Here is a 20,549-nt window from a genome sequence, read left to right on the forward strand (position 1 = left end):
CCGGCGGAGCCGGCGGCACGGGTTCAGGGATGCACCGCCTCCGGGCGGCCCAGACGCAGCGCGGCAAGGCGCTGTTCGCGGACCTGGAGCAGCTGGGCGACGATGGCTACCGCAATCATAGCCGGAGCCTTGTCGGTAATCCCGGGAACCCCCATGGGGCATGTCATTTCCGCAAACCGGGCCGGGTCGATGCCATGCTCGGCCATGCGGTGTTCAAAGCGCGCGCGCTTGGTCTTGGAGCCGATCAGCCCGAAGTAGGCAAAGTCGGTGCGCTTGAGGATTTCCTCGCACAGGGTCTGGTCCAGCGCATGGCTGTGCGTCATGACCAGGAAGTAGCTGCCCGCGGGCGCCTGCGCCACTACCGCCTCGGGCGTGTCGCTGGCCTCGGCCTCGACGTTGTCGGGCAGCCCGCCGGGGAAGAGCGTGTCACGCTCGTCGACCCAGTGCACGCGGCACGGCAGCGTGGCCAGCACCTTGACCAGCGCATGGCCGACATGGCCCGCGCCAAACAGCACCACATGCATGGTGTCGGGCACCAGCGTATCGGTCCAGCTGCCGTCGGCGTGCAGCGTTACGCCGGGGATCACGGCATGGCTGTCGCCATGGGTGATTGCGCCGCTGGCCGGCACTTGCCGCTGCAGTGCCTTGCCGGCGGTGAAATTGCGTTCGACCGCGTCAAGCCAGTGCAGGTCGGCTTCGCCAAGGACCTCGAACGCCAGCTGCACCACGCCGCCGCAGCACTGGCCCAGCGCGGGCCCGAGCGGAATGCGCTCGATCCGGCGTGTTTCACCGCGCACCAGCATCTCGCGCGCGATATCCATGCCGCGCCACTCCAGGTGCCCGCCGCCGATGGTGCCGACCAGGTCGTCGGCGCTGACCAGCATGCGGATGCCGGCCTCGCGCGGGGCCGATCCCTTGACTTCGACGATGGTGACCATCGCTACCGGCACGCCGGCGTGCACCATGCGGGCGGCGTCGGCGAAGCGGAAGGGTTTGAGCGGTGCGTCCTGCATGTCGGGGGCCTTGTCGGTGTTGCCTGGTTGCTGCTTGATGCTGTGGTGCTGCCTGCGCCATGTCATCGCAAGGGTGGCGCGCGCCTGCTTCTTCCACCGGCCCCTTGCCCGTCAACGCGGCCAAGGGGGGAAAGCCCGGGGGCGCCCGCAGGCGCGCGCTTCCTGCGATCGTTCAGCCAGCGCAGGCTGGCTGCGCCGCGGCTTCGCGCACGGCGTCGACGGCGTCCAGGATCGCTTCGCTGGTGGCCGGGGCCTTCAGCGGCGGATTGATGCGGTAGTCGCCAACGGCAGCCACGGCGTCGCGGATCGCAAAGAACACCGAGAACGGCAGCAGCAGCGGCGGCTCGCCCACGGCCTTGGAGCGGTGGATGCTGTCCTCGACGTTGCGGTTCTGGAACAGGCGCACGTTGAATTCCTCCGGGCAGTCGTTGACCGTCGGGATCTTGTACGTGGACGGGGCGTGCGTCATCAGCTTGCCGTCCTGGTTCCACCACAGTTCCTCGGTGGTCAGCCAGCCCATGCCCTGGATAAAGGCGCCTTCGACCTGGCCGATGTCGATCGCCGGGTTCAGCGAGCGGCCGGCGTCGTGCAGCGCGTCGGCGCGCAGCAGCTTCCATTCGCCGGTGAGCGTGTCGACCAGCACCTCGGAGCACGCGGCACCGTAGGCGAAGTAGTAGAACGGGCGGCCCTGCAGCTTGCTCTGGTCCCAGTGCAGCTTGGGCGTGGTGTAGAAGCCGTCGGACCACAGCTGCACGCGCGCCACGTAGGCTTCGCGCGCCAGCTCGCCGAACGACAGGCGCAGCTCGCCGGCGCTGACCAGGTCATCATTGAAGCGCACCTCGGACGGCTCCACGCCGCCCTTGCGCGCGGCAAACACAGCCAGGCGTTCGCGGATCTGGCGGGCGGCGTCCTGCGCCGCCTTGCCGTTCAGGTCGGCACCGGTGGAGGCTGCGGTGGCCGAGGTATTGGCCACCTTGCTGGTATCGGTCGCGGTCACGCGCACGCGCTCCATGCGGATGCCCAGCTCATGCGCCACCACCATTGCCACCTTGGTGTTCAGGCCCTGGCCCATCTCGGTGCCGCCGTGGTTCACCAGCACCGAGCCGTCGTTGTAGACGTGCACCAGCGCGCCGGCCTGGTTGAAGTGGGCCACGTTGAATGAGATGCCGAACTTCACCGGGGTGATGGCGATGCCCTTCTTCAGCACCGGGCTGGTGGCGTTGAAGGCGCGCGTGGCCTCGCGGCGGGCGCGGTATTCGCTGCTGGCCACCAGTTCGTCGATCAGCTCGTGGATGACGTTGTCTTCCACGGTCTGGCCGTAAGGCGTGACGTTGTTCTCGGTCTTGCCGTAGAAGTTGGCGCGGCGCACGTCCAGCGAATCCTTGCCGACCGCGCGGGCGACGTTGTCCAGGATGTACTCGACCGCGAAAGCGCCCTGCGGGCCGCCGAAGCCGCGGAATGCGGTGTTGCTCTGCGTGTTGGTCTTGCCGCAGTAGCCGTCGATCTGCACGTTCGGCAGCCAGTAGGCATTGTCGAAGTGGCAGATGGCGCGGGTCATCACCGGGCCCGACAGGTCGGCCGAGAAGCCGGCGCGCGACACCATCTCGACCTTCACGCCCTCGATATGGCCTTCGTCGTCGTGGCCCACGGTGTAGTCGAACACGAAGTCATGGCGCTTGCCGGTGATCATCATGTCGTCGTCGCGATCCGGGCGCAGCTTGACCGGGCACATCAGCTTCCAGGCGGCCAGCGCGGCGCAGCAGGCGAACAGCGCCGACTGCGACTCCTTGCCGCCGAAGCCGCCGCCCATGCGGCGGCATTCGACCAGCACCTGGTGCGCTTGCCAGCCCAGCATATGGCACACCGCGTGCTGCATTTCGGTCGGGTGCTGGGTCGAGCACCACACTTGCATGCTGTCGTTCTCGCGCGGCGCGGCATACGAGATCTGGCCTTCCAGGTAGAACTGCTCCTGGCCGCCCAGGTGGATCTTGCCGCTGTCCTGGCGGGCTGCGCCGGCAATGCGCGCGGCCGGCTCGCCGCGCGTCAGGTGCATCGGCGGCAGCACATAGCTGCCGGCCTCGTGCGCGGCTTGCGGCGACAGCACCGGGCGCAGGTCTTCGTAGTCGATTGCGCCCAGGCGGGCAGCGCGGCGGGCGGCGTCATGCGAGGTCGCCACCACGATAAAGATCGGCTGGCCGATGAACTGCACCACGTCGCGTGCCAGGATCGGGTCGTCGTGGATGATCGGGCCGCAGTCGTTGGTGCCGGGGATGTCGTCCACCGTCAGCACATCGACCACGCCGGGCGCGGCGCGCACCTTGTCGAGCGAGACCGACTTGATGCGGGCGTGCGCGCGGGTGCTCATGCCGAGCGCGGCATGCAGCGTGCCGGCCAGCTCGGGGATGTCATCCGTGTAGGTGGCGGTGCCGGCCACGTGCAGGTGGGCGGATTCATGCGGACGCGAGATGCCGACCTGCGGGACCTGTTCGGCGGCGTCGAGCAGGAAGGGTTCGGTTTGCTTGTTCATGCCGATGCTTTCCTATTTCTCTGGCTCAGGCCGTAGCGGTTTCAGTGGCGCCGGCGCCAATGGCGCGGACGTTGACGGCTGCCGCGGGCAGCGCTTGCGCGCGGGTCTCCAGCCAGAAGCGATACAGCAGGTTGGCGGCACCGCGGCTGCGGTACGACGCGGTCGCGCGCATGTCGGACAGCGGCGTGTAGTCCTGCGCCAGCGCGGCCATGCCGGCGCGGGCGGTGGCTTCATTCCAGGGCTGGCCGGTCAGGGCCGCTTCGGTGGCGGCGGCGCGCTTGGGCGTGGCGGCCATGCCGCCAAAGGCGATGCGGGCCTGCGTGACGATGCCGTCCTGCACGGTGATGCCGAATGCGGCACACACTGCGGAAATGTCCTCATCAAAGCGTTTGGACAGCTTGTAGGTGCGGAAGTGCTGCGGGCCGGCCACCGGCACGCGCAGCGCGGCGACGAATTCGCCCGGCTGCATGGCAGTCTTTTGGTAGGCCAGGTACAGGTCTTCCAGCGGCAGCGTGCGGCGCGTTTCGCCGTGCTGCAGCACCACTTCCGTGCCCAGCGCGATCAGCGCCGGCATCGAGTCGCCGATCGGCGAGCCGTTGGCGATATTGCCGCCCAGCGTGCCGGCATTGCGGATCGGCAGCGAGGCAAAGCGCTTCCACATCTCTTCCAGCTCGGGGTGCGCGGCGTTCAGTGCGGCATAGGCCTTTTCCAGCGTCACGGCGGCGCCGATCTCGACCATGCCGTCGCGTTCCTCAATGTGGTTCAGGTCTTCCACCTGGCCCACGTAGAGCAGGCTGCCCAGCTCGCGGAACTGCTTGGTGACCCACAGGCCCACGTCGGTGCTGCCGGCCAGGATGCGGATGTCGGGCTGTGCGGCCTTGATCGCACCGAACTCCGCCGCGGTGCGCGGGGCAAAGAATTCCTGGCCCTGGGCGCGGTAGCGGAAGGTTTCGCCGCGCTTGAGGTTGCGCAGGGTGTCGGCGATCTGCTTCGGGTTGAGCTTGTCCGCGGTGGGGGCGGGCAGGGCCATCATGCGCTCGCCGGCGTCGATGATCGGGCGGTAGCCGGTGCAGCGGCACAGGTTGCCGGTCAGCGCGTCGCAGATGGTCTGGCGCGGGGGCGCCTCGCCGCCCGGGGTGTGCTGCTGGTACAGCGCCCACAACGACATCACGAAGCCGGGGGTGCAGAAGCCGCACTGCGAGCCGTGGCACTCGACCATGGCTTCCTGCACCGGGTGCAGGTTGCCGTCGGCCTGGCGCAGGTCCTCGACCGTGATCAGGGCCTTGCCGTCGAGCGTGGGCAGGAACTGGATACAGGCGTTGACCGCCTTGAATTCGACATCGCCGCCGTCCTGCAGCTCGCCGATCACGACGGTGCATGCGCCGCAGTCGCCTTCGGCGCAGCCTTCCTTGGTGCCGGTGCAGCGCGCGTCTTCACGCAGGTACTGCAGCACGGTGCGGGTAATGGGGGCGTCGGATACTTCCTTGACCTGGCCGCGGTGGAAAAAGCGGATGGTTTGCGTCTCCATGGTCTTCTCTCTCTTGGTGATGGCGGAAACATAGCACCCTGGCCTTTCATGCAATATTCGGCCCAGGTGATATGCGCCATCAGCGGGCGGCCCCGGTTGGTGCCCCGCCGCACCGGCGCGCGCCCTCCGGGAGGGGGTCATTTGACCGTTTGTGGGGCGCCTGTCATACACTATGCGCCGTTCCCATCCCCCACGCCACCCATCTGGCCCCCGCCGGAGGACCGCCATCGCCATGCACGGACGCGACCATCTCGATACTTATTTGCTGCGGGTGCTTCACACCCTGCTGACCGAGCAGAGCGTGACCCGCACGGCCGTGCGCCTAGGCCAGTCCCAGCCCGCCATCAGCAATACCCTGAAGCGCCTGCGGGAGATCACCGGCGATGCCATTTTGGTGCGGGGCAAAAACGGCATGGTCCCGACCGAGCGCGGCCGCGAACTGCTGGCGCTGGCCGAGCAGAGCCTGGCGGCGATGGACCGCATCGCGCGCCCGCCGCAGCAGTTCGACCCGGCCACCACCACGCGCACCTTCCATCTGGGCGCGCCGGACTACCTGGACGCCTTCTTCCTGCCCAATATCGTCGAGCGCGTGCGCCGGCTGGCGCCGGGCGCCAAGCTGTTCGTGCATCCGATGACGTCGTCGTCGGACTTCCTGGACGACCTGGAGCAGGGGCAGCTGGATATTGTGGTCGGCAACTGGCTGTCGCCGCCGGAGCACCTGCATATCTCGCCGCTGTTCGACGACGAGGTGGTGTGCATGCTGGGCGCGCAGCACCCGTTGGCGCGCAAGGGGCTGACGCTCAAGCACTACCTGGAGATGCCGCATCTGGCACCCGCGCCGTACGCGTCGATGCAGCGCAGCATGATCGACCAGGCGCTGGCCGAGCAGGGCTACAAACGCAATATTCAGGTCACGCTGCCGTATTTTGGCCTGGTGCCGTATGTGCTGATGAAGACGGATATGGTCTTCACCACCGGCCGGCAGTTTGCCGCGCACTATGCCCAGTACCTGCCGATCCGCATGGTGCCGTCACCGGTGTCTTTCCCGCGCATGCGCTTCTACCAGCTGTGGCACGAGCGCTGCCATGCGGCGCCGGATGTGATGTGGATCCGGCGGATGATTGCCGAGGTGGCGGCGGATCTGCCGCAATTGCCACGGCTGGAGGCAGAGGGGGGGTGAGGCAACGCCTATGACGGATGGCACTACGGGGCGACTGGAACTCGCACCCCTGCCTCAGTATTGGGCCTGCCCGGCGAGGAATAGGCGTCTCACTTCGCCTTGTAGTCCGGGAAGAACAATTGTTCTCCCTCCACCTTGTACCCGCCAATCGCGTCCTGCCCTTCCTTTGACGTGATCCACTCCACCAGCTTCATCGCATCCGCATGGTTGATGCCCGGATGCTTGGCGGGATTGACCGCGATAATCCCATACGGATTGAACATCTTCGGGTCGCCTTCGATGGCGATCGCCAGGCCGGTCTTGGCGCGATACGCGCCGTAGGTGGCACGGTCCGACAGCGTATAGGCCGGCATCTGCGCGGCCATGGTCAGCACCTCGCCCATGCCCAGGCCTGCGTTGATGTACCACGGCTGGCCCTTGGGCTCGATGCCGAGCTGCTTCCAGTAGTCCTTCTCCATCACGTCGGTGCCGGAGTTGTCGCCGCGCGAGATGAACTTGCTGCCGCTGCCGGCAAGCTTGCGGAACCCTGCCAGCACGTCCTTGCCGCCCTTGACGCCGGCCGGGTCGCTGGCCGGGCCGACCACGATGAAGTCGTTGTACATCACGTCGCGGCGGTTCACGCCGTAGCCGGCTGCGATAAAGGCGTCCTCCATCTTGCGGGCGTGCACCAGCAGCACGTCGACGTCGCCCATCTCGCCCATCTTCATGGCCTTGCCCGAGCCGACCGCGATCACCTTGACGGTGACGCCTGCCTTTTTCTCGAAGCGCGGCAGCAGGTACTTCAGCAGGCCGGAGTTCTCGGTGCTGGTGGTGGTGGCCAGCTTCAGTTCGCCGGCCTGGGCCGCCGACAGCAGGCCCAGGCAGGCGATGGCGACGAGCTGACGCACGGGGCGGCGCAGGCATTGGGCAAGGCGAAGCGACATGCGGTGGGCTCCTTTGTATTATGTTCTATTGGACATAATTGCTTTTGCCTTGGAATCTCATGGAGAATGCGGCAAAAGAACATAACAATGGGGTATTCATTGTGGTCCAGCCGAGTTCAACAAGTAAATATGCTGCGGGGGACATATGACCTTCCGCTTTGACCTGTTCCCCGTGATCGCGGCCGACGACAATCCGCGCGCCAACGGCAAGGTCTTCCAGCTGCTCAAGGCAGTGCGTGAAACCGGCTCGCTGCACCGCGCGGCGCGCGAGATCGGCCTGTCGTACCGGCACGCCTGGGGCGTGATGCGGACCTGGGAGGAGATGCTCGGGCGCGGCATGCTCGACATGGAGCGCGGCCGCGGTGCCTCGCTGACGCGCTTCGGCGAACGCCTGCTGCGCGCCGAACTGCGCCTGCGCGAATCGGTCGACCCGGTGGTGCAGAAGGCCATGGCGGAATTCATTGCCGAACTGGACGATGCCCAGCTGCCGCAGTCGTGCGTGCATTTCACCGGCAGCCATGACCCGGCGGTGGAGGTTCTGGCCGCCGCGCTGGGCGAGGCAAGAACTCCGCTGCAGCTCGATACAGTGTTTTGCGGCAGCGTGGAGGGGCTGATCTGCCTGCAGGAGCGGCAGTCGGAACTGGCCGGCTTCTATGTCTCGCCGGTGCAGACCGCGGGCTCGGTCGCGCATGTGACGCTGCGCAAGTGGCTGCGGCCGGCCGCGGTGCGGCTGCTGCGGCTGGCCTGGCGCGAGCAGGGCCTGATCCTGGCGCCGGAGGTGGCGCGCGAGGTGCATGACCTGCGCGACCTGGCGCGCACCCAGGCGCGCTTCGTCAACCGGCAGCGCAGTTCGGGCACGCGCATGCTGTTCGACCAGCTACTGGCCGCGCAGGGCCTGTACCCGGACCAGATCGCCGGCTACGACGAGACCGAGTTCAGCAACGAGAAGGTGGCCGAGGCCGTGCACGGCGGCCGCGCGCAGGCCGGTTTCGGGCTGCGCATGAATGCCGAGGCTCACGGGCTCGCCTTTGTGCCGCTGACGCGCGAGGCCTACTACCTGGCGCTGCGCAAGAACGACCAGACCGCCGGCTGGATGGCAGCCGTGCTGGGCCTGCTGGCCGATCCGGCCTTTGCCCGCCGCATCGAGGCGCTGCCCGGCTACACCGTGGCCGAGCCGGCCGGCATCCTGACGCCGCAGGAGGCGTTGCCGTGGTTCGGGCCGGACGGCAAGGAAGACAACTGAGGGCGAGCGGGGCGGCATGACGCCGACGGGCGCGCGGCTGCGCGGCCGGGTCCGTATTACACTCCCTGCCAGGCGCGCCGTGGTTTGCACAGGCTTGCGCCAGACCCTTGCAAGGAGCGCCATGCTGGAAACCGCCGCGCTGGCCGCGGGCATGTCCTGGGCCAGCGGCTTTCGCCTCTACCTTGCCGTGCTGGCCGCCGGCGTGCTGGCGCGCCTGGGCTGGCTGGACCTGCCGCCCGGGCTGCAGCCCTTGGAATCCTGGTGGGTCATCGGCGTGGCTGCCGTGCTGGCCGTGGCCGAATTTGTCGCCGACAAGGTGCCTGCGTTCGATTCCGTCTGGGACGGCATCCATACCTTCATCCGCATTCCCGCCGGCGCGATCCTGGCCGCCGCCGCCTTCGGCCAGCTGGATCCGCAGTGGATGGTGGCGGCAGGGCTGATCGGCGGCACGCTGGCCGGCACCGCGCATGCGGTCAAGGCCGGCACGCGCGCGCTGATCAATGTCTCGCCGGAACCGTTCTCCAATTGGACGGCCTCATTCACGGAAGACCTGACCGCGACCGGCAGCCTGCTGCTGGCATTTTTCCTGCCGGTGGTGTTCCTGGTGCTGCTGGTGGTTTTCCTGCTGGTGTCGGTGTGGCTGCTGCCGAAATTGTGGCGCGGCGTGCGCCGGCTGCATGCGAGCCTGCGCGCCAGGACTGAGCGGCCTGGCACACCCCGCTAGCTTCCCGGCCATTCCCGCTTTTTTTCGACTGACCCGAGGCGCGCCGCCGCCACAAACCAAGAACCAAACCAACCGATGCCCCCCGAGTCCGCCATCGAAGCTCCGCCCACGGCCGCCAACCCCGCCGGCATGCGCCCCGCGCATGGCGGCCGCTTCTCCGCCTGGCGCCAGGCGTTGCGCATGGCCCGGCGCGACTGGGTGGCCGGCGAGCTCTACCTGCTGCTGTTTGCGCTGGTGCTGGCCGTGGCCGCGCTGACCAGCGTGGGCTTCATGGCCGACCGCATGCGGCTGGGCCTGGAGCGCGACGCGCGCCAGATGATCGCGTCCGACGTGCTGCTGGTGGCTGACCAGCCCTTCGATGCCGCCTTCGCGCAGCGTGCGCAAGCGGCCGGGCTGGCCGTGGCGCAGACCGTCACCTTCCCTAGCATGGCGACGGCCAATGGCAAGGCGCCGGCCGGCGGTGACGCCCCCAGCCAGCTGGCCGCGCTCAAGGCCGTGAGTGACGGCTACCCGCTGCGGGGCAAGCTCAAGGTTGCCAGTGCAGCGGGGGCGCCGGATGCGCCCGCCGAAGGCATTCCCGCGCCGGGCACTGTGTGGGTTGACGAGGCGCTGCTGGGCGCCCTGGGGGTTGCCGTGGGCGACACCCTGCAACTGGGCAGCCGCAGCTTCCGCATCGACCGCATCATCACGCAGGAGCTTGATCGCGGCACCGGCTTCATGAACTTCGCGCCGCGCGTGCTGATGCCGCTGTCGGACCTGGACAGCACCGGGCTGGTCGGCTGGGGCAGCCGCGTGACCTACCGGCTGCTGGTGGCCGGCCCCGATGCCGCCGGCGCCGCCTTCCAGAAATGGGCGCAGGACGAGATCGGACGCCGCAAGCTGCGCAATACCCGGGTCGAGTCGCTGGAATCGGGCCAGCCGCAGATGCGCGCCACGCTGGACCGCGCCGAGCGCTTCCTGTCGCTGGTGGCGGTGCTGTCGTCGATGATCGCCGCGGTGGCCATCGCCATGTCGGCGCGCCGCTATATGCAGCGCCACACCGATGCCTGCGCGGTCTACAAGTGCCTGGGGCTGTCGCGCGGGCAGATCCTGCGCGCCTTCGGCCTGGAATTCCTGCTGGTGGGGGCGGCCGGCGCGCTGGCCGGCGTGCTGCTCGGGTACCTGGGGCACTACGGCCTGCTGTTGTCACTGGGCGGGTTGCTCAAGGTGTCGCTGCCGCAGCCGTCGCTGCTGCCGGCGCTGGTGGGCGTGCTGGCCGGCCTGGTGCTGCTGGCCGGGTTTGCGCTGCCGCCGCTGCTGGCGCTGACACGGGTGGCGCCGCTGCGGGTGCTGCGCCGCGATATCGGGCCGCCGCCGGTGTCGGCCTGGGTCGCCTATGCGCTGGGCCTGGGCGCCTTTGTCGCGCTGCTGCTGGTGGCGGCGCGCGACCTGCGGCTCGGGCTGACCACCGCGGGTGGCTTTGTCGCCGCGGGCGTGGTCTTCGCGGTGCTCGCGCTGGGGCTGCTGACGCTGCTGTCGCGCCTGCTGCGTGGGCGCCTGCGCGGGCGCGCGGTGATGGGCTGGCGCTTTGCGCTGGCGGTGCTGGAACGCCGCCGCGCGGTCACGGTGCTGCAGACCGTGGCGCTGGCGGTGGGGCTGATGGCGCTGCTGCTGCTCGGCATGACCCGCAATGACCTGGTCGATTCGTGGCGCAGCGCCACGCCGGCCGATGCGCCCAACCGCTTCATCATCAATATCCAGCCGGACCAGCGCGAGCCGCTGCGCCAGATGCTGGCCGGCGCCGGCATCAACGATCTGCTCTACCCGATGGTACGCGGGCGCCTGACTCATATCGGCGAGCGTGCCATCCGCGGCGACAGCTTTGAGGACGGGCGCGCGCGCAACCTGGTGGAGCGCGAATTCAACCTGTCCTATACCGATGCGCTGCCCGAGGGCAACCGCGTGATTGCCGGGCGCTGGTCCGACGGGGCCAAGGGGTCGGACGCCGGCGCATCGGTGGAAGAGGGCATCGCCAAGACGCTGGGCATCCGGCTGGGCGACACTCTGCGCTTTGACGTGGCCGGCCAGGCCGTGCAGGCCCGCGTGACCTCGCTGCGCAAGCTCGACTGGGGCTCGATGCGCGTCAATTTCTTCGTGATCCTGCCGCCGCAGGCGATGCAGGGGCTGCCCGAGACCTACATCACGTCGTTCCACCTGCCGCCCGCCAGCGCGGCGCTGGGCAACCGGCTGATCGCGGCCTTCCCCAACATCACCGTGGTCAATACCGACCTGATCCTGCGCCAGATCCAGGACATCCTGGACCAGGTGATCGCGGCGGTGGAGTTCCTCTTTGTGTTCACGCTGGCCGCCGGCGTGACCGTGCTGTACGCGGCGCTGTCCGGCGCGCGTGACGAGCGCATGCGCGATGCGGGCCTGCTCAAGGCGCTGGGGGCCTCGGCCGCGCTGGTGCGCCAGACGCAGTACGCCGAGTTCCTGGTGGTGGGCGGCCTGGCCGGATTCCTGGCCAGCCTGGGCGCGATCGCGGTGGGCTGGGGGCTGTCGCAGTTCGTCTTCGATTTCCCGTACCGCTTCAATGCCTGGATCGTGCCGGTGGGCGTGGTTTCTGGCATGCTGTGCGCTTTTGCCGGCGGCTGGCTGGGCCTGCGCGAAGTGCTGCGCCAGCCCGCGCTGGCGACCTTGCGTGATGCTTGAGGGAGCTGCCCCGGCAGCGCAGACCGAGTGAGTGATGAGTACTGAATCCGACGACAAGCCCGGCACGGCCGAGGTGACTGCATTTGAACTGGTGGGCGGCGAAGCGCGCGTGCGCGAGCTGGTCGACCGCTTCTACGACCTGATGGACCTTGAGACCCAGTTCGCCGGGCTGCGCGCGCTGCACCCGCCCTCGCTGGAGGGCTCGCGCGACAAGCTGTTCTGGTTCCTGTGCGGCTGGCTGGGCGGCCCCAACCACTTCATCGAGCGCTTCGGCCATCCGCGCCTGCGCGCGCGCCATATGCCGTTCGAGATCGGCGTGAGCGAGCGCGACCAGTGGATGCGCTGCATGGCGCTGGCAATGCAGGACATCGGCCTGTCCGAAGACCTGCAGCTGCGCCTGATGCAGGCCTTCTTCCAGACCGCCGACTGGATGCGCAACGTGGCGCGCTGAGGCGCCGCCGCTCCCTTCTTTCCACCGAAAGGTTTCTCAGCCCATGACAGACCAACTGCCTGAAGACGCCCTGCGTTTGCTCGACTTCTGGTTCGACCGGCCCGGTTCGGCCGCCTGGAATACCGAGCGCCCGCAATGGTTCACCAAGTCGGACGCCTTCGATGCGCAGATCCGCGCGAACTTCCTGTCCGACTGGCAGGTCGCCTGCGACGGGGCACCGGACGACTGGTCGGTCACGCCTGAAGGCGCCTGCGCGCGCGTGGTGCTGCTGGACCAGTTCCCGCGCAACATGTTCCGCAACGATCCGCGCAGTTTCGGCAGCGATGCGCTGGCGCTGGCACTGGCCAGGCGCATCGTCGCCACCGGTCTGGACCGCAAGCTGCCCACGGATTACCACCGCATGTTCTGCTACATGCCGTTCGAGCATTCCGAGGCGCTGGAAGACCAGGACGAGGCGGTGCGCCTGATGACGCAACTGCGCGAGGCCAGCGGCGGGGTGGTGGATGTGGTGGAGTGGGCCGGGAAGCACCGCGCGATCATCGCGCGCTTTGGCCGCTTCCCGCACCGCAATGCGGTGCTGGGGCGGCAGAGCACGGCTGAGGAACTGGCGTTCCTGCAGCAGCCGGGCTCGTCGTTCTAGGCCGGGCCCGGCAGGCCCGGCGCGGGGCGCGCGCTCAGGTCTTGTCGCGCGCCTGTTGCCACTTGTCGACGCGCACGCGCGGCGCAGCAGCCAGTTGCTCCAGCAGGCCGGCAGGCGTGTCGGCTACATGCAGCAGGTTGGCATGCGCCTGCTTCAGGAAGCCTTCCTGCACGGCATGCGACAGGAAGCCCAGCATGCCGTCGTAGAACCCGGCGACATTCAGCAGGCCCACCGGCTTGTCGTGGTAGCCCAGTTGCAGCCAGGTGAAGGTCTCGAACAGCTCTTCGAAGGTGCCCACGCCGCCGGGCATGGCGATAAAGGCATCGGCGCGGTCGGCCATCATCTGCTTGCGCTCGTGCATATTGCGCACCACGTGCAGTTCGGTCAGGCCGCGGTGGCCCACTTCCTTCTGCATCAGCGCGTCGGGGATGATGCCGATGGCGCTGCCGCCATGTGCCATCACGGCGTCGGCGACGATGCCCATCAGGCCCACCTTGCCGCCGCCGTACACCAGCGCCAGGCCGCTTTCGGCCAGGGTGCGGCCGAGCAGGCGCGCGCCTTCGGCGTATTCAGGACGGTTGCCGGGGCTGGACCCGCAATACACGCAGACGGATTTCACTTTGCTTCCTTTGCCGCGCCGGCTGCGGCCTTGGCTGCCGCGTAGTCGCGCGCCAGCTGGTCGAATGCATCCCGGGCGCGGCCGCGCAGGTAGGGCGCCAGGATCGAGAAGATGTGGTAGCTCGATCCGTGCAGGTAACCGCGGATCTGCTCGGGGTCGTTGTACTGGCGCGGATGCTGCACGAACTGGAACGACAGCCAGTAGGTGGCGATCACTACCATGTTGGTGCAGATCGCCTCGACCTGCTCGGGCGTGGCTTCCATCTCGCCGTCTTCAATGAACTGCCGGCAGATTTCGTGCGCAAAGCGCTGCTTCTGCTCGACGATGCGCTTGAAGTTGGTCTCCAGCATCCGGTTGCGCGCCAGCAGGTCGTTGATGTCGCGGTACAGGAAGCGGTAGTTCCACAGGAACTCGGACATGTACTGCAGGTAGCCCCAGCTTTCGTCCAGCGTGGCCTTGTGGTCATCCGGCATCTTCAGGCGCCGTTCCATCTCCTGCTCGAAGCGCACGAAGATGGAGTTGATGATGTCGTCCTTGTTGCGGAAGTGATAGTAGAGATTGCCGGGGCTGATCTCCATGGCTTCCGCAATCGTCGTGGTGGTGACGTTGGGTTCGCCGACTTCGTTGAACAGGCGCAGCGAGACGTCGAGGATGCGGTCCCTGGTGCGGCGGGGGCCGGTTTGCGGTTTCGGTTCCATGGGCGTCCGGGCGATCGGTGCGATCAGTGAGTCGGGGGGCAGGATAGCGATTATAAGCAATCGGCCCGGCCACCCCGTCCGGCATCCCGGGCGAGTGAGGGATCAGCCTGCCAGCGCCCGCACCCAGCGCACCACGTGCGGCCCGGCGATGGCGACCCAGGTGCCGCCGCACAGCACCAGTGCCAGCATCACCGCGGCGCTGCCGAAATCCTTGGCGCGCTTGGACAGGCTGTGCCGCTCCAGCGAAATGCGGTCGATCGCCGCCTCGACGCTGGAGTTGAGCAACTCCACGATCAGCACGATCAGCAGCGTGGCCAGCAGCAGGATGCGCTCGACCACCCCCACCGGCAGCAGGAATGCCCACGGCGACAGGATCGCCACCAGCGTCAGTTCCTGGCGGAACGCGCTTTCCTCGAGCACCGCATAGCGCAGGCCTGACAGCGAATTGATGGCTGCATGCCAGGCGCGCGTCAGGCCGCGATTGCCCTTGTGGGGATTCTGCTCGATCGAATATTCAGCGCTCTGGACTGCCTGCGGCGGCCTCTGCAGAGGCGGGTCGGACGGCAGTTCCGGATGGGGTTTGGACATGGTTTTGCGGGGCGGGTTGGGCCGCTGCGCTGTCCCGGCCTGGCTTGCCGGCAGCGAACGGCCGAAGATGGGCCAGGAACTGCTCGGAGGCGGCGCGCCAGGAGAACCGCTCGGCGTGGGCACGGGCCGTGGCGCGGTCGATGCGCAGCGCCTCCAGGCAGGCTTCGCGCAGGTCTTCGTGCATGACGCCGGCGGGGCTGTCGCCCAGCACATCGATCGGGCCTGTGACCGGATAGGCGGCCACGGGCAGCCCGCTGGCCAGCGCTTCCAGCAGCACCAGCCCGAAGGTGTCGGTGCGGCTCGGGAACACGAACACATCGGCCGAAGCATACACCCGGGCCAGCTCGGGCTGGCTCAGCACGCCCAGGTAGTTGGCGCCCGGATAGCGCGCGCGCAGCGCCGGCAGCGCCGGGCCGTCGCCGACCACCCACTTGGAGCCGGGCAGGTCCAGTGCCAGGAAGGCCTCGACGTTCTTTTCCACCGCAACGCGGCCCACGTACAGGAAGATCGGGTGGGCGGTGTTGAGCACATTGGGGCGCTGCAGCGTGAACACGTCCAGGTCCACGCCGCGCGTCCACAGCACGGCGTTGGTGATGCCATAGTGCCGCAGGTCGTCCAGCACCACCGGGGTGGGCGCCATCACCGCCCGGGCCGGGCCGTGGAACCAGTGCAGGAAGCGGTACGTCCACGCCAGCGGGATGCCGAAGCGTGCCTGCACGTATTCCGGAAAGCGCGTGTGATAGGCCGTGGTGAAGGGCAGCCGGCGGCGGATCGCATGGCGCCGCGCGGCCAGGCCCAGCGGCCCTTCGGTGGCGATATGCAGGGCATCGGGAGCGAAGGCTTCGATGCGGCGCTGCACGCGCGCCGCCGGGAACAGCGACAGGCGGATCTCGGGGTAGGTCGGGCACGGCACGGTGCGGAATTCCAGCGGCGTGATCATGTCGACCGTGTGGCCCATGGCCTCCAGTTCGCGGCGCGTGGACTTGAGCGTGCGCACCACGCCGTTGACCTGCGGTTCCCAGGCATCGGTGACGATCAGAATCTTCATGCAGCCTCCTCGGGCGCGGTGGAAGGGCAATGCGGATGGGGCAAAGGGTGGCAGGCCGGGGATCAGCCCGCCACGGCGGCGCGGCGACGCCGGCGCGTGGCCGGGGCCGGCGCGTCCAGCAGCGTGGTCCAGTAGACGATCTTCAGTTCGCCTTCCATGGTCTCGACCAGCGCCGACAGGCTTTCGACCCAGTCGCCGTCGTTGCAGTAGAGCTGGCCGTTGACCTCGCGGATCTCGGCCTTGTGGATATGGCCGCAGACCACGCCGTCGCAGCCGCGCCGGCGCGCTTCATCGACCATCGCGCTCTCGAAGGCGCCGATGTAGTTGACCGCGTTCTTGACCTGGTGCTTGAGGAACTGCGACAGCGACCAGTACGGGAAGCCCAGGCGCGCGCGCAGCCGGTTGAAGTGGCGGTTCAGCGCCAGGATCACCGTGTACAGCGAATCTCCCAGGTAGGCCAGCCAGCGCGCGTGCTGCACCACGCCGTCGAACAGATCGCCATGCACCACCCACAGCCGGCGCCCGGTGGCGGTGACGTGCACGGCTTCTTCGCGCACGGTGATGTCGCCGAAGGCCATGCCGTCGAACTGGCGCGCGGCCTCGTCGTGGTTGCCGGGCACGTAGATCACTTCGGTGCCCTTGCGCGCCTTGCGCAGCAGCTTCTGCACCACGTCGTTGTGGCTTTGCGGCCAGTACCAGCCGCGGCGCAGCTGCCAGCCGTCGATGATGTCGCCGACCAGGTAGAGCTGCTCGGACTCGTTGTGCTTGAGGAAGTCCAGCAGGTAGTTGGCCTGGCAGCCGGGCGTGCCCAGGTGGATGTCCGACAGCCAGATGGCGCGGTAGCGCTGGATCGGGTGCGGCTCGGGCGGGTAGGTTTCCTGCTGTTCGTGCTGGGGCGCCAGCGCGGCGGCATCCAGGGCCGGCGCCATGAAGGCGGTCAGCGGCGCGGCGCTGTCGGGGCCGCTGGCCCAGTTGCTCTCAGGGCTGCGGCGCAGCCATTGCGTCAGTTGCGCGGCCTTCGACAGATACCCGCGGGCAGATCGGATTGCTTGCACTATGGCAGTCCCGGTTGCGGCGATGGCTGCATTCAGCCAGCCCGCGATGACGGTGCCGTGACGGAAACATGACTGACATATGAATCGTGGCAGAAGTGGAACAGCCCGGGCTGGCGCGGGTGTCAGTGCCCGCGGCCGGACAGCTCTGCGAGGGCGTCCAGCACCGCACGCACGGCGGCGGGATGGCGCAGCAGCGTGACGTGGCCAACGCCGGCCAGCGGGATATGCCCGGCGCCGTCGAGCCAGCCGGTGCAGGGCGGCCCGGCGATCGAGTCATGCCAGCTGAAGATCGAGATCATGCGCGCGCGGCGGCGCGGGGTTTCGGCGGCGGCCAGCGCGCGCAGCCAGGGGCTGCCGCAACGCATCTGGCGCGCATTGGGGCCGCCGCCAAAGCGCGCCAGCGCGCTGCCGTGGTGGGGGCTGCCCAGCGTCACCACGCCGGCGCAGATGTCTTCGTCGCCCGCCAGCTGCAGCGCGGCGCGCGCGGCCAGCCCGCCCATGCTGTGACAGACCAGCAGCGGCGGGCGTCCGGCTTCAGCTGTGATGCGCCGCATGGCGGCCAGCAGCGCGCGTGCGTAGTCGTCGATGTCGCCGAACACCGGTTTGAGCTCAATCCCTTCGCAGCGGTAGCCGGCGGCAGCCAGCGCCGGCTGCATGTCGAGCCAGATGGCCTGCCCGCAGGCGTAGCCGTGCACCAGCAGCACCGGCGGGGCGTCGCGGCCGGGCAGGGTGTCAAGCGGTGCGGCAAAGGGCGTGTGTGCGCGGAATGGCTGCAGCCAGTCGAACATGCGCAGCACGGCCAGGCACTCGGCCGCGAAGCAGCGCAACGCCTCAGGCAGGCGCAGCGGCCGGCGCGTGGCGGCGAGTTCAACGGGTGGCGCGGGCGGGTGATTGCCGCGCCCGACCCACAGGCCGCGCCCGCTCAGGGCGAAAGCGAAGGCAATGCCGCTGGCCAGGCTGCCGAGGATGGCCGCCACGCCGGCGGCGACCGCGCCGGGCCATGGCCAGCCGCCCAGCCGCACCAGCCCGGCGGCGATGCCCAGCGCGGCGGCCGCCTGCAAGGTCACCGCAAGGCGGCGGATGCCGGCAGCCGACAGGCTCATGGCTTGGGCGGGCGCAGGTCGGTCAGCCGCGTGCCGGCCAGGCGGTCGTGCAGGAACTGGCGGCGCGGATCCAGCCACGCCAGCAGGATCCAGACCAGCAGGCCGGCGCACAGCACCCCTACGAACGGCCCCTTGACCAGCCCCAGCAGGTGGCCGACCGCGGCCGAAGGCGGCAGCCACAGCCATGCCAGCACGTAGCGCAGCGCCGCCTGCGGCCAGCGCGGCGGCGCGCCGGCGGCGTTCTCGACGCGCATGCGCCAGGTCTGCATGGCCAGGGTCTGGCCGTTGCGTTGCCAGAACCAGGTGAAGTACAGGCCCATCACCAGGAAGCTCCACACCTGGATCACGAGGGGCCCGTCCACGCCAAGCTTCTGCAGCAGCGGCCGCACCAGCAGGTAGGCAGCGGTCGAGGCGCTCAGCACGCCGAACAGCAGCACGCCTTCATAGAGCATGCAGGCGATGCGGCGGCGCAAGGGCGGAGCGGCGGGGCGGGCGGCTGCCGCGGGCTTGGGATTGAGGGTGGCAGCGGGCATGGAAGGCGAAGAAAGCTGGGCTGGCGCGCGGGGGCGTGGTGGTGCCGGCGCGGGTCAGTCGGGGCCGGCCTTGCTTTGCTGGCCGGCGTGAGACGGCCATTATGCCAAATGACCCGGAGATTACTGGCTCGAGGTGGCGTCAGAAGCCGCGGCTGCCGTTTCGTTGGCGACCTCGGCTGCGGATGCCGGTGCGGCGAGCGCTGCAGGCGCCGAGGTGGCGGTCATGACAGCGGGCGCGGAGGCAGGTTGCGCCTGGGCTTCGCTGGCGGGCTTGCCGGCAGTGCGGCCACTGTGGCCCGCTGCGGCGCTGGCCGTTTTCGGCTCGCGGTGGAGCTGGCGGCTGGTGTCGCTGGGCAGGCGCTTGCCGCTGGGCAGCGCGCTGACAGCGCCGGGGCGGCGCGGCACGTGGTCGGTGGCGGCCAGCTTTTTTTTCTGCTCTTCAGGCAGCTGCTGGTACTTGTCCCAGGCCTCGGCCTTTTTCTCGGCCGGCAGCGAGCGGGTGATCTGGTAGTTCTCGCGCGCCAGCCGGCGTTGCTGCGGGGTCATCTTGATCCATTCCGCCATGCGCGCCTGCAGCCGGGCCTGCTCGGCCGGGGAGAACTTGGGGTAGCGCTCGGCGATGCGCAGCCATTTGTGGCGGTTCAGTTCCGGCAGGCTGTCCCACAGCGGCTGCAGCGGGGCCAGGATGCGCTGGTTGACCGGGCTCAGGTCGGCCCAGGCCGGCCGGGCATTGTTGGCTTGGGCGGCCTGCGCGGCGGCAGGCGCCGTCACCGCGGAGGCCCCCTGCGCATGCGCCGCGGGCAGCAGCAGGCCCCAGCAGGCGGCTGCGCCGGCGCCGGCCAGCAGCGTGGCCAGCCGGCGGCGCAAGGCGTCGGGGCGGATCATTGCGCGCGCCATGCTATTGCCCGCGCTTCAGGAATACGTGGAAGCCCTCGTCGGCGTAGGCCGTGGGCGGCAGGTCGTCGAGCAGCATGGCGGCGTCAATATCAGCCAGTTCCTCGATGCGCTTCTGCTCCTGCCAGTGATAGATGCCCATCAGGCCGGCGGCCAGCGCCACCAGCGTCCAGATCAGGCCAAGGCGGCGCAGCCAGGCGCCGGCGCGGTGCAGCGGCGAGGTGTCTTCATCAAACAGCGGGACGTGCATGCCAGGCACGGCCAGTTGCGGGACCAGCACGGGCGCCTCGGCCTTCTTGCGGGCGACCGCCATCCGGCGCGCAGCGGCGAGCCGTTCGGTGATGTCGGCCGGGAGGGCGTCGGCGCCGGCATCAAGTGCCGCCCGAATCTCATGGGCAAACCGGCGTTCGTGGATTTCTTTGTCGTTTCTGCTCATAGTCGGACCCCCCGCGCGCGCAGGGCCTGCGCCAGGGTATGCGTGGCACGGGAACAGTGCGTCTTGACGCTGCCTTCGGAGCACCCCATTACGGCGGCGGTTTCGGCGACGTCCATATCCTCCCAGTAACGCATCAGGAACGCCTCGCGTTGACGCGTCGGCAGGCGCTGGATTTCCTGCTCGATGATGTGCATGACCTGGGCGCGCTCAACCTTGTCGGCGCTGCTTTCGGCCGATGCAGAGCCGGCCTGTGCCTCCAGCGTCTCCAGCAGGTCATTGTCGTCGCCGTCGCGGTCGTCGCGCAGGCTGGAAAACAGCGAGACCCAGGTGTTGCGCACCTTCTGGCGGCGGAACCAGTCGTGGATGGTGTTCTGCAGGATGCGCTGGAACAGCGGCGCCAGCTCGGCGGCGCCTTTGTCGCCGTACTTCTCGGCCAGCTTGATCATGGCGTCCTGGACAATATCCAGCGCAGCCTCGTCGTCGCGGACCGAAAACACGGCCTGCTTGAAGGCGCGGCGTTCGACGCTGGCAAGAAAATCGGACAGTTCCTGGTCGGTGGCCATTCAGGCGGTTGCGGCTCGTTGCTGCGGGACAAATGCCCGGTTCTGGTGAATGTGCTGCGTACGGCCCGTGGCACATTCAGGGTGCTGCGATG

The 20,549-nt window shown here is 68.7% G+C and carries 20 protein-coding genes; 6 read left to right on the forward strand and 14 right to left on the reverse strand.

Annotation, left to right across the window (positions count from 1 at the left end):
- Positions 1–23: 23 nt before the first annotated feature.
- The 3 genes from xdhC to xdhA all read right to left on the reverse strand — a co-directional run bounded on the left by xdhC (position 24) and on the right by xdhA (position 5,068).
- Positions 24–1,013, reverse strand: coding sequence for a xanthine dehydrogenase accessory protein XdhC (xdhC, locus tag A3A5_RS0124690; protein WP_026201092.1), 990 nt, complete (start codon positions 1,011–1,013; stop codon positions 24–26).
- 172 nt (positions 1,014–1,185) lie between these two features.
- Complete coding sequence (gene xdhB / locus A3A5_RS0124695; protein ID WP_018313166.1) at positions 1,186–3,540, reverse strand: xanthine dehydrogenase molybdopterin binding subunit; 2,355 nt, start codon at positions 3,538–3,540, stop codon at positions 1,186–1,188.
- 25 nt (positions 3,541–3,565) lie between these two features.
- Complete coding sequence (gene xdhA / locus A3A5_RS0124700; RefSeq protein ID WP_018313167.1) at positions 3,566–5,068, reverse strand: xanthine dehydrogenase small subunit; 1,503 nt, start codon at positions 5,066–5,068, stop codon at positions 3,566–3,568.
- Between the two features lie 232 nt (positions 5,069–5,300).
- Here xdhA and A3A5_RS0124705 point away from each other — a divergent pair, with 232 nt between their 5' ends.
- Complete coding sequence (locus A3A5_RS0124705) at positions 5,301–6,248, forward strand: LysR substrate-binding domain-containing protein (RefSeq protein WP_018313168.1); 948 nt, start codon at positions 5,301–5,303, stop codon at positions 6,246–6,248.
- Between the two features lie 89 nt (positions 6,249–6,337).
- Here the strand turns inward: A3A5_RS0124705 and A3A5_RS0124710 are convergent, their stop codons facing one another.
- Positions 6,338–7,171, reverse strand: a complete 834-nt coding sequence (locus A3A5_RS0124710) for a substrate-binding domain-containing protein (protein ID WP_018313169.1) — start codon at positions 7,169–7,171, stop codon at positions 6,338–6,340.
- Positions 7,172–7,316: 145 nt separating this feature from the next.
- On the opposite strand from A3A5_RS0124710, the gene A3A5_RS0124715 reads away from it, so the two are divergent.
- From A3A5_RS0124715 to A3A5_RS0124735, 5 genes are all read left to right on the forward strand, one after another.
- Positions 7,317–8,414: a substrate-binding domain-containing protein gene (locus tag A3A5_RS0124715; RefSeq protein ID WP_018313170.1), complete on the forward strand. Its 1,098-nt coding sequence runs from the start codon at positions 7,317–7,319 to the stop codon at positions 8,412–8,414.
- Positions 8,415–8,535: 121 nt separating this feature from the next.
- On the forward strand, positions 8,536–9,138 hold the full coding sequence (locus A3A5_RS0124720) for a DUF4126 domain-containing protein (RefSeq protein ID WP_018313171.1): 603 nt from the start codon (positions 8,536–8,538) through the stop codon (positions 9,136–9,138).
- Positions 9,139–9,213: 75 nt separating this feature from the next.
- Positions 9,214–11,829, forward strand: a complete 2,616-nt coding sequence (locus A3A5_RS0124725; protein ID WP_018313172.1) for an FtsX-like permease family protein — start codon at positions 9,214–9,216, stop codon at positions 11,827–11,829.
- Positions 11,830–11,863: 34 nt separating this feature from the next.
- Positions 11,864–12,280: a group II truncated hemoglobin gene (locus A3A5_RS0124730; protein ID WP_018313173.1), complete on the forward strand. Its 417-nt coding sequence runs from the start codon at positions 11,864–11,866 to the stop codon at positions 12,278–12,280.
- 43 nt (positions 12,281–12,323) lie between these two features.
- Positions 12,324–12,920, forward strand: coding sequence for a DUF924 family protein (locus A3A5_RS0124735; protein WP_018313174.1), 597 nt, complete (start codon positions 12,324–12,326; stop codon positions 12,918–12,920).
- 34 nt (positions 12,921–12,954) lie between these two features.
- Here the strand turns inward: A3A5_RS0124735 and A3A5_RS0124740 are convergent, their stop codons facing one another.
- The 10 genes from A3A5_RS0124740 to A3A5_RS0124785 form a co-directional block, all read right to left on the reverse strand.
- Positions 12,955–13,539, reverse strand: coding sequence for a TIGR00730 family Rossman fold protein (locus A3A5_RS0124740; protein ID WP_018313175.1), 585 nt, complete (start codon positions 13,537–13,539; stop codon positions 12,955–12,957).
- Complete coding sequence (locus A3A5_RS0124745) at positions 13,536–14,237, reverse strand: TetR/AcrR family transcriptional regulator (protein WP_018313176.1); 702 nt, start codon at positions 14,235–14,237, stop codon at positions 13,536–13,538. The genes A3A5_RS0124740 and A3A5_RS0124745 overlap by 4 nt, the downstream gene beginning before the upstream one ends.
- Before the next feature lie 102 nt (positions 14,238–14,339).
- Positions 14,340–14,825: a diacylglycerol kinase gene (locus A3A5_RS39355; RefSeq protein ID WP_018313177.1), complete on the reverse strand. Its 486-nt coding sequence runs from the start codon at positions 14,823–14,825 to the stop codon at positions 14,340–14,342.
- Positions 14,752–15,873, reverse strand: coding sequence for a glycosyltransferase family 1 protein (locus tag A3A5_RS0124755; protein ID WP_018313178.1), 1,122 nt, complete (start codon positions 15,871–15,873; stop codon positions 14,752–14,754). The genes A3A5_RS39355 and A3A5_RS0124755 overlap by 74 nt, the downstream gene beginning before the upstream one ends.
- 62 nt (positions 15,874–15,935) lie before the next feature.
- Complete coding sequence (locus A3A5_RS0124760) at positions 15,936–16,898, reverse strand: UDP-2,3-diacylglucosamine diphosphatase (RefSeq protein ID WP_369797816.1); 963 nt, start codon at positions 16,896–16,898, stop codon at positions 15,936–15,938.
- 152 nt (positions 16,899–17,050) lie between these two features.
- Positions 17,051–18,031, reverse strand: a complete 981-nt coding sequence (locus A3A5_RS0124765) for a triacylglycerol lipase (protein WP_018313180.1) — start codon at positions 18,029–18,031, stop codon at positions 17,051–17,053.
- Positions 18,028–18,564 (reverse strand): RDD family protein, encoded by a 537-nt coding sequence (locus A3A5_RS0124770; RefSeq protein WP_026201094.1) that lies wholly within the window; start codon positions 18,562–18,564, stop codon positions 18,028–18,030. The genes A3A5_RS0124765 and A3A5_RS0124770 overlap by 4 nt, the downstream gene beginning before the upstream one ends.
- Before the next feature lie 120 nt (positions 18,565–18,684).
- The gene (locus tag A3A5_RS0124775) at positions 18,685–19,461 is read right to left on the reverse strand and encodes a DUF3106 domain-containing protein (RefSeq protein WP_026201095.1); all 777 of its coding nucleotides are present in this window, start codon (positions 19,459–19,461) and stop codon (positions 18,685–18,687) included.
- Position 19,462: 1 nt separating this feature from the next.
- Complete coding sequence (locus A3A5_RS0124780; RefSeq protein WP_018313183.1) at positions 19,463–19,894, reverse strand: DUF3619 family protein; 432 nt, start codon at positions 19,892–19,894, stop codon at positions 19,463–19,465.
- Positions 19,891–20,457 carry an RNA polymerase sigma factor gene (locus A3A5_RS0124785; RefSeq protein ID WP_018313184.1) on the reverse strand — a complete coding sequence of 189 codons (567 nt, stop codon included), beginning with the start codon at positions 20,455–20,457 and terminating at the stop codon, positions 19,891–19,893. Before A3A5_RS0124785 ends, A3A5_RS0124780 begins: the two co-directional genes overlap by 4 nt.
- Positions 20,458–20,549 lie beyond the last annotated feature (92 nt).

Source organism: Cupriavidus sp. UYPR2.512, from assembly GCF_000379565.1.
Classification (GTDB): Bacteria; Pseudomonadota; Gammaproteobacteria; order Burkholderiales; family Burkholderiaceae; genus Cupriavidus.

What these genes read in the sequence shown, in the direction of transcription:
- xdhC (WP_026201092.1), bottom strand. Translation starts at nt 1,013, where the DNA reads ATGCAGGACGCACCGCTCAAACCCTTCCGCTTCGCCGACGCCGCCCGC.
- xdhB (WP_018313166.1), bottom strand. Translation starts at nt 3,540, where the DNA reads ATGAACAAGCAAACCGAACCCTTCCTGCTCGACGCCGCCGAACAGGTC.
- xdhA (WP_018313167.1), bottom strand. Translation starts at nt 5,068, where the DNA reads ATGGAGACGCAAACCATCCGCTTTTTCCACCGCGGCCAGGTCAAGGAA.
- A3A5_RS0124705 (WP_018313168.1), top strand. Translation starts at nt 5,301, where the DNA reads ATGCACGGACGCGACCATCTCGATACTTATTTGCTGCGGGTGCTTCAC.
- A3A5_RS0124710 (WP_018313169.1), bottom strand. Translation starts at nt 7,171, where the DNA reads ATGTCGCTTCGCCTTGCCCAATGCCTGCGCCGCCCCGTGCGTCAGCTC.
- A3A5_RS0124715 (WP_018313170.1), top strand. Translation starts at nt 7,317, where the DNA reads ATGACCTTCCGCTTTGACCTGTTCCCCGTGATCGCGGCCGACGACAAT.
- A3A5_RS0124720 (WP_018313171.1), top strand. Translation starts at nt 8,536, where the DNA reads ATGCTGGAAACCGCCGCGCTGGCCGCGGGCATGTCCTGGGCCAGCGGC.
- A3A5_RS0124725 (WP_018313172.1), top strand. Translation starts at nt 9,214, where the DNA reads ATGCCCCCCGAGTCCGCCATCGAAGCTCCGCCCACGGCCGCCAACCCC.
- A3A5_RS0124730 (WP_018313173.1), top strand. Translation starts at nt 11,864, where the DNA reads ATGAGTACTGAATCCGACGACAAGCCCGGCACGGCCGAGGTGACTGCA.
- A3A5_RS0124735 (WP_018313174.1), top strand. Translation starts at nt 12,324, where the DNA reads ATGACAGACCAACTGCCTGAAGACGCCCTGCGTTTGCTCGACTTCTGG.
- A3A5_RS0124745 (WP_018313176.1), bottom strand. Translation starts at nt 14,237, where the DNA reads ATGGAACCGAAACCGCAAACCGGCCCCCGCCGCACCAGGGACCGCATC.
- A3A5_RS39355 (WP_018313177.1), bottom strand. Translation starts at nt 14,825, where the DNA reads ATGTCCAAACCCCATCCGGAACTGCCGTCCGACCCGCCTCTGCAGAGG.
- A3A5_RS0124755 (WP_018313178.1), bottom strand. Translation starts at nt 15,873, where the DNA reads ATGAAGATTCTGATCGTCACCGATGCCTGGGAACCGCAGGTCAACGGC.
- A3A5_RS0124765 (WP_018313180.1), bottom strand. Translation starts at nt 18,031, where the DNA reads ATGAGCCTGTCGGCTGCCGGCATCCGCCGCCTTGCGGTGACCTTGCAG.
- A3A5_RS0124770 (WP_026201094.1), bottom strand. Translation starts at nt 18,564, where the DNA reads ATGCCCGCTGCCACCCTCAATCCCAAGCCCGCGGCAGCCGCCCGCCCC.
- A3A5_RS0124775 (WP_026201095.1), bottom strand. Translation starts at nt 19,461, where the DNA reads ATGGCGCGCGCAATGATCCGCCCCGACGCCTTGCGCCGCCGGCTGGCC.
- A3A5_RS0124780 (WP_018313183.1), bottom strand. Translation starts at nt 19,894, where the DNA reads ATGAGCAGAAACGACAAAGAAATCCACGAACGCCGGTTTGCCCATGAG.
- A3A5_RS0124785 (WP_018313184.1), bottom strand. Translation starts at nt 20,457, where the DNA reads ATGGCCACCGACCAGGAACTGTCCGATTTTCTTGCCAGCGTCGAACGC.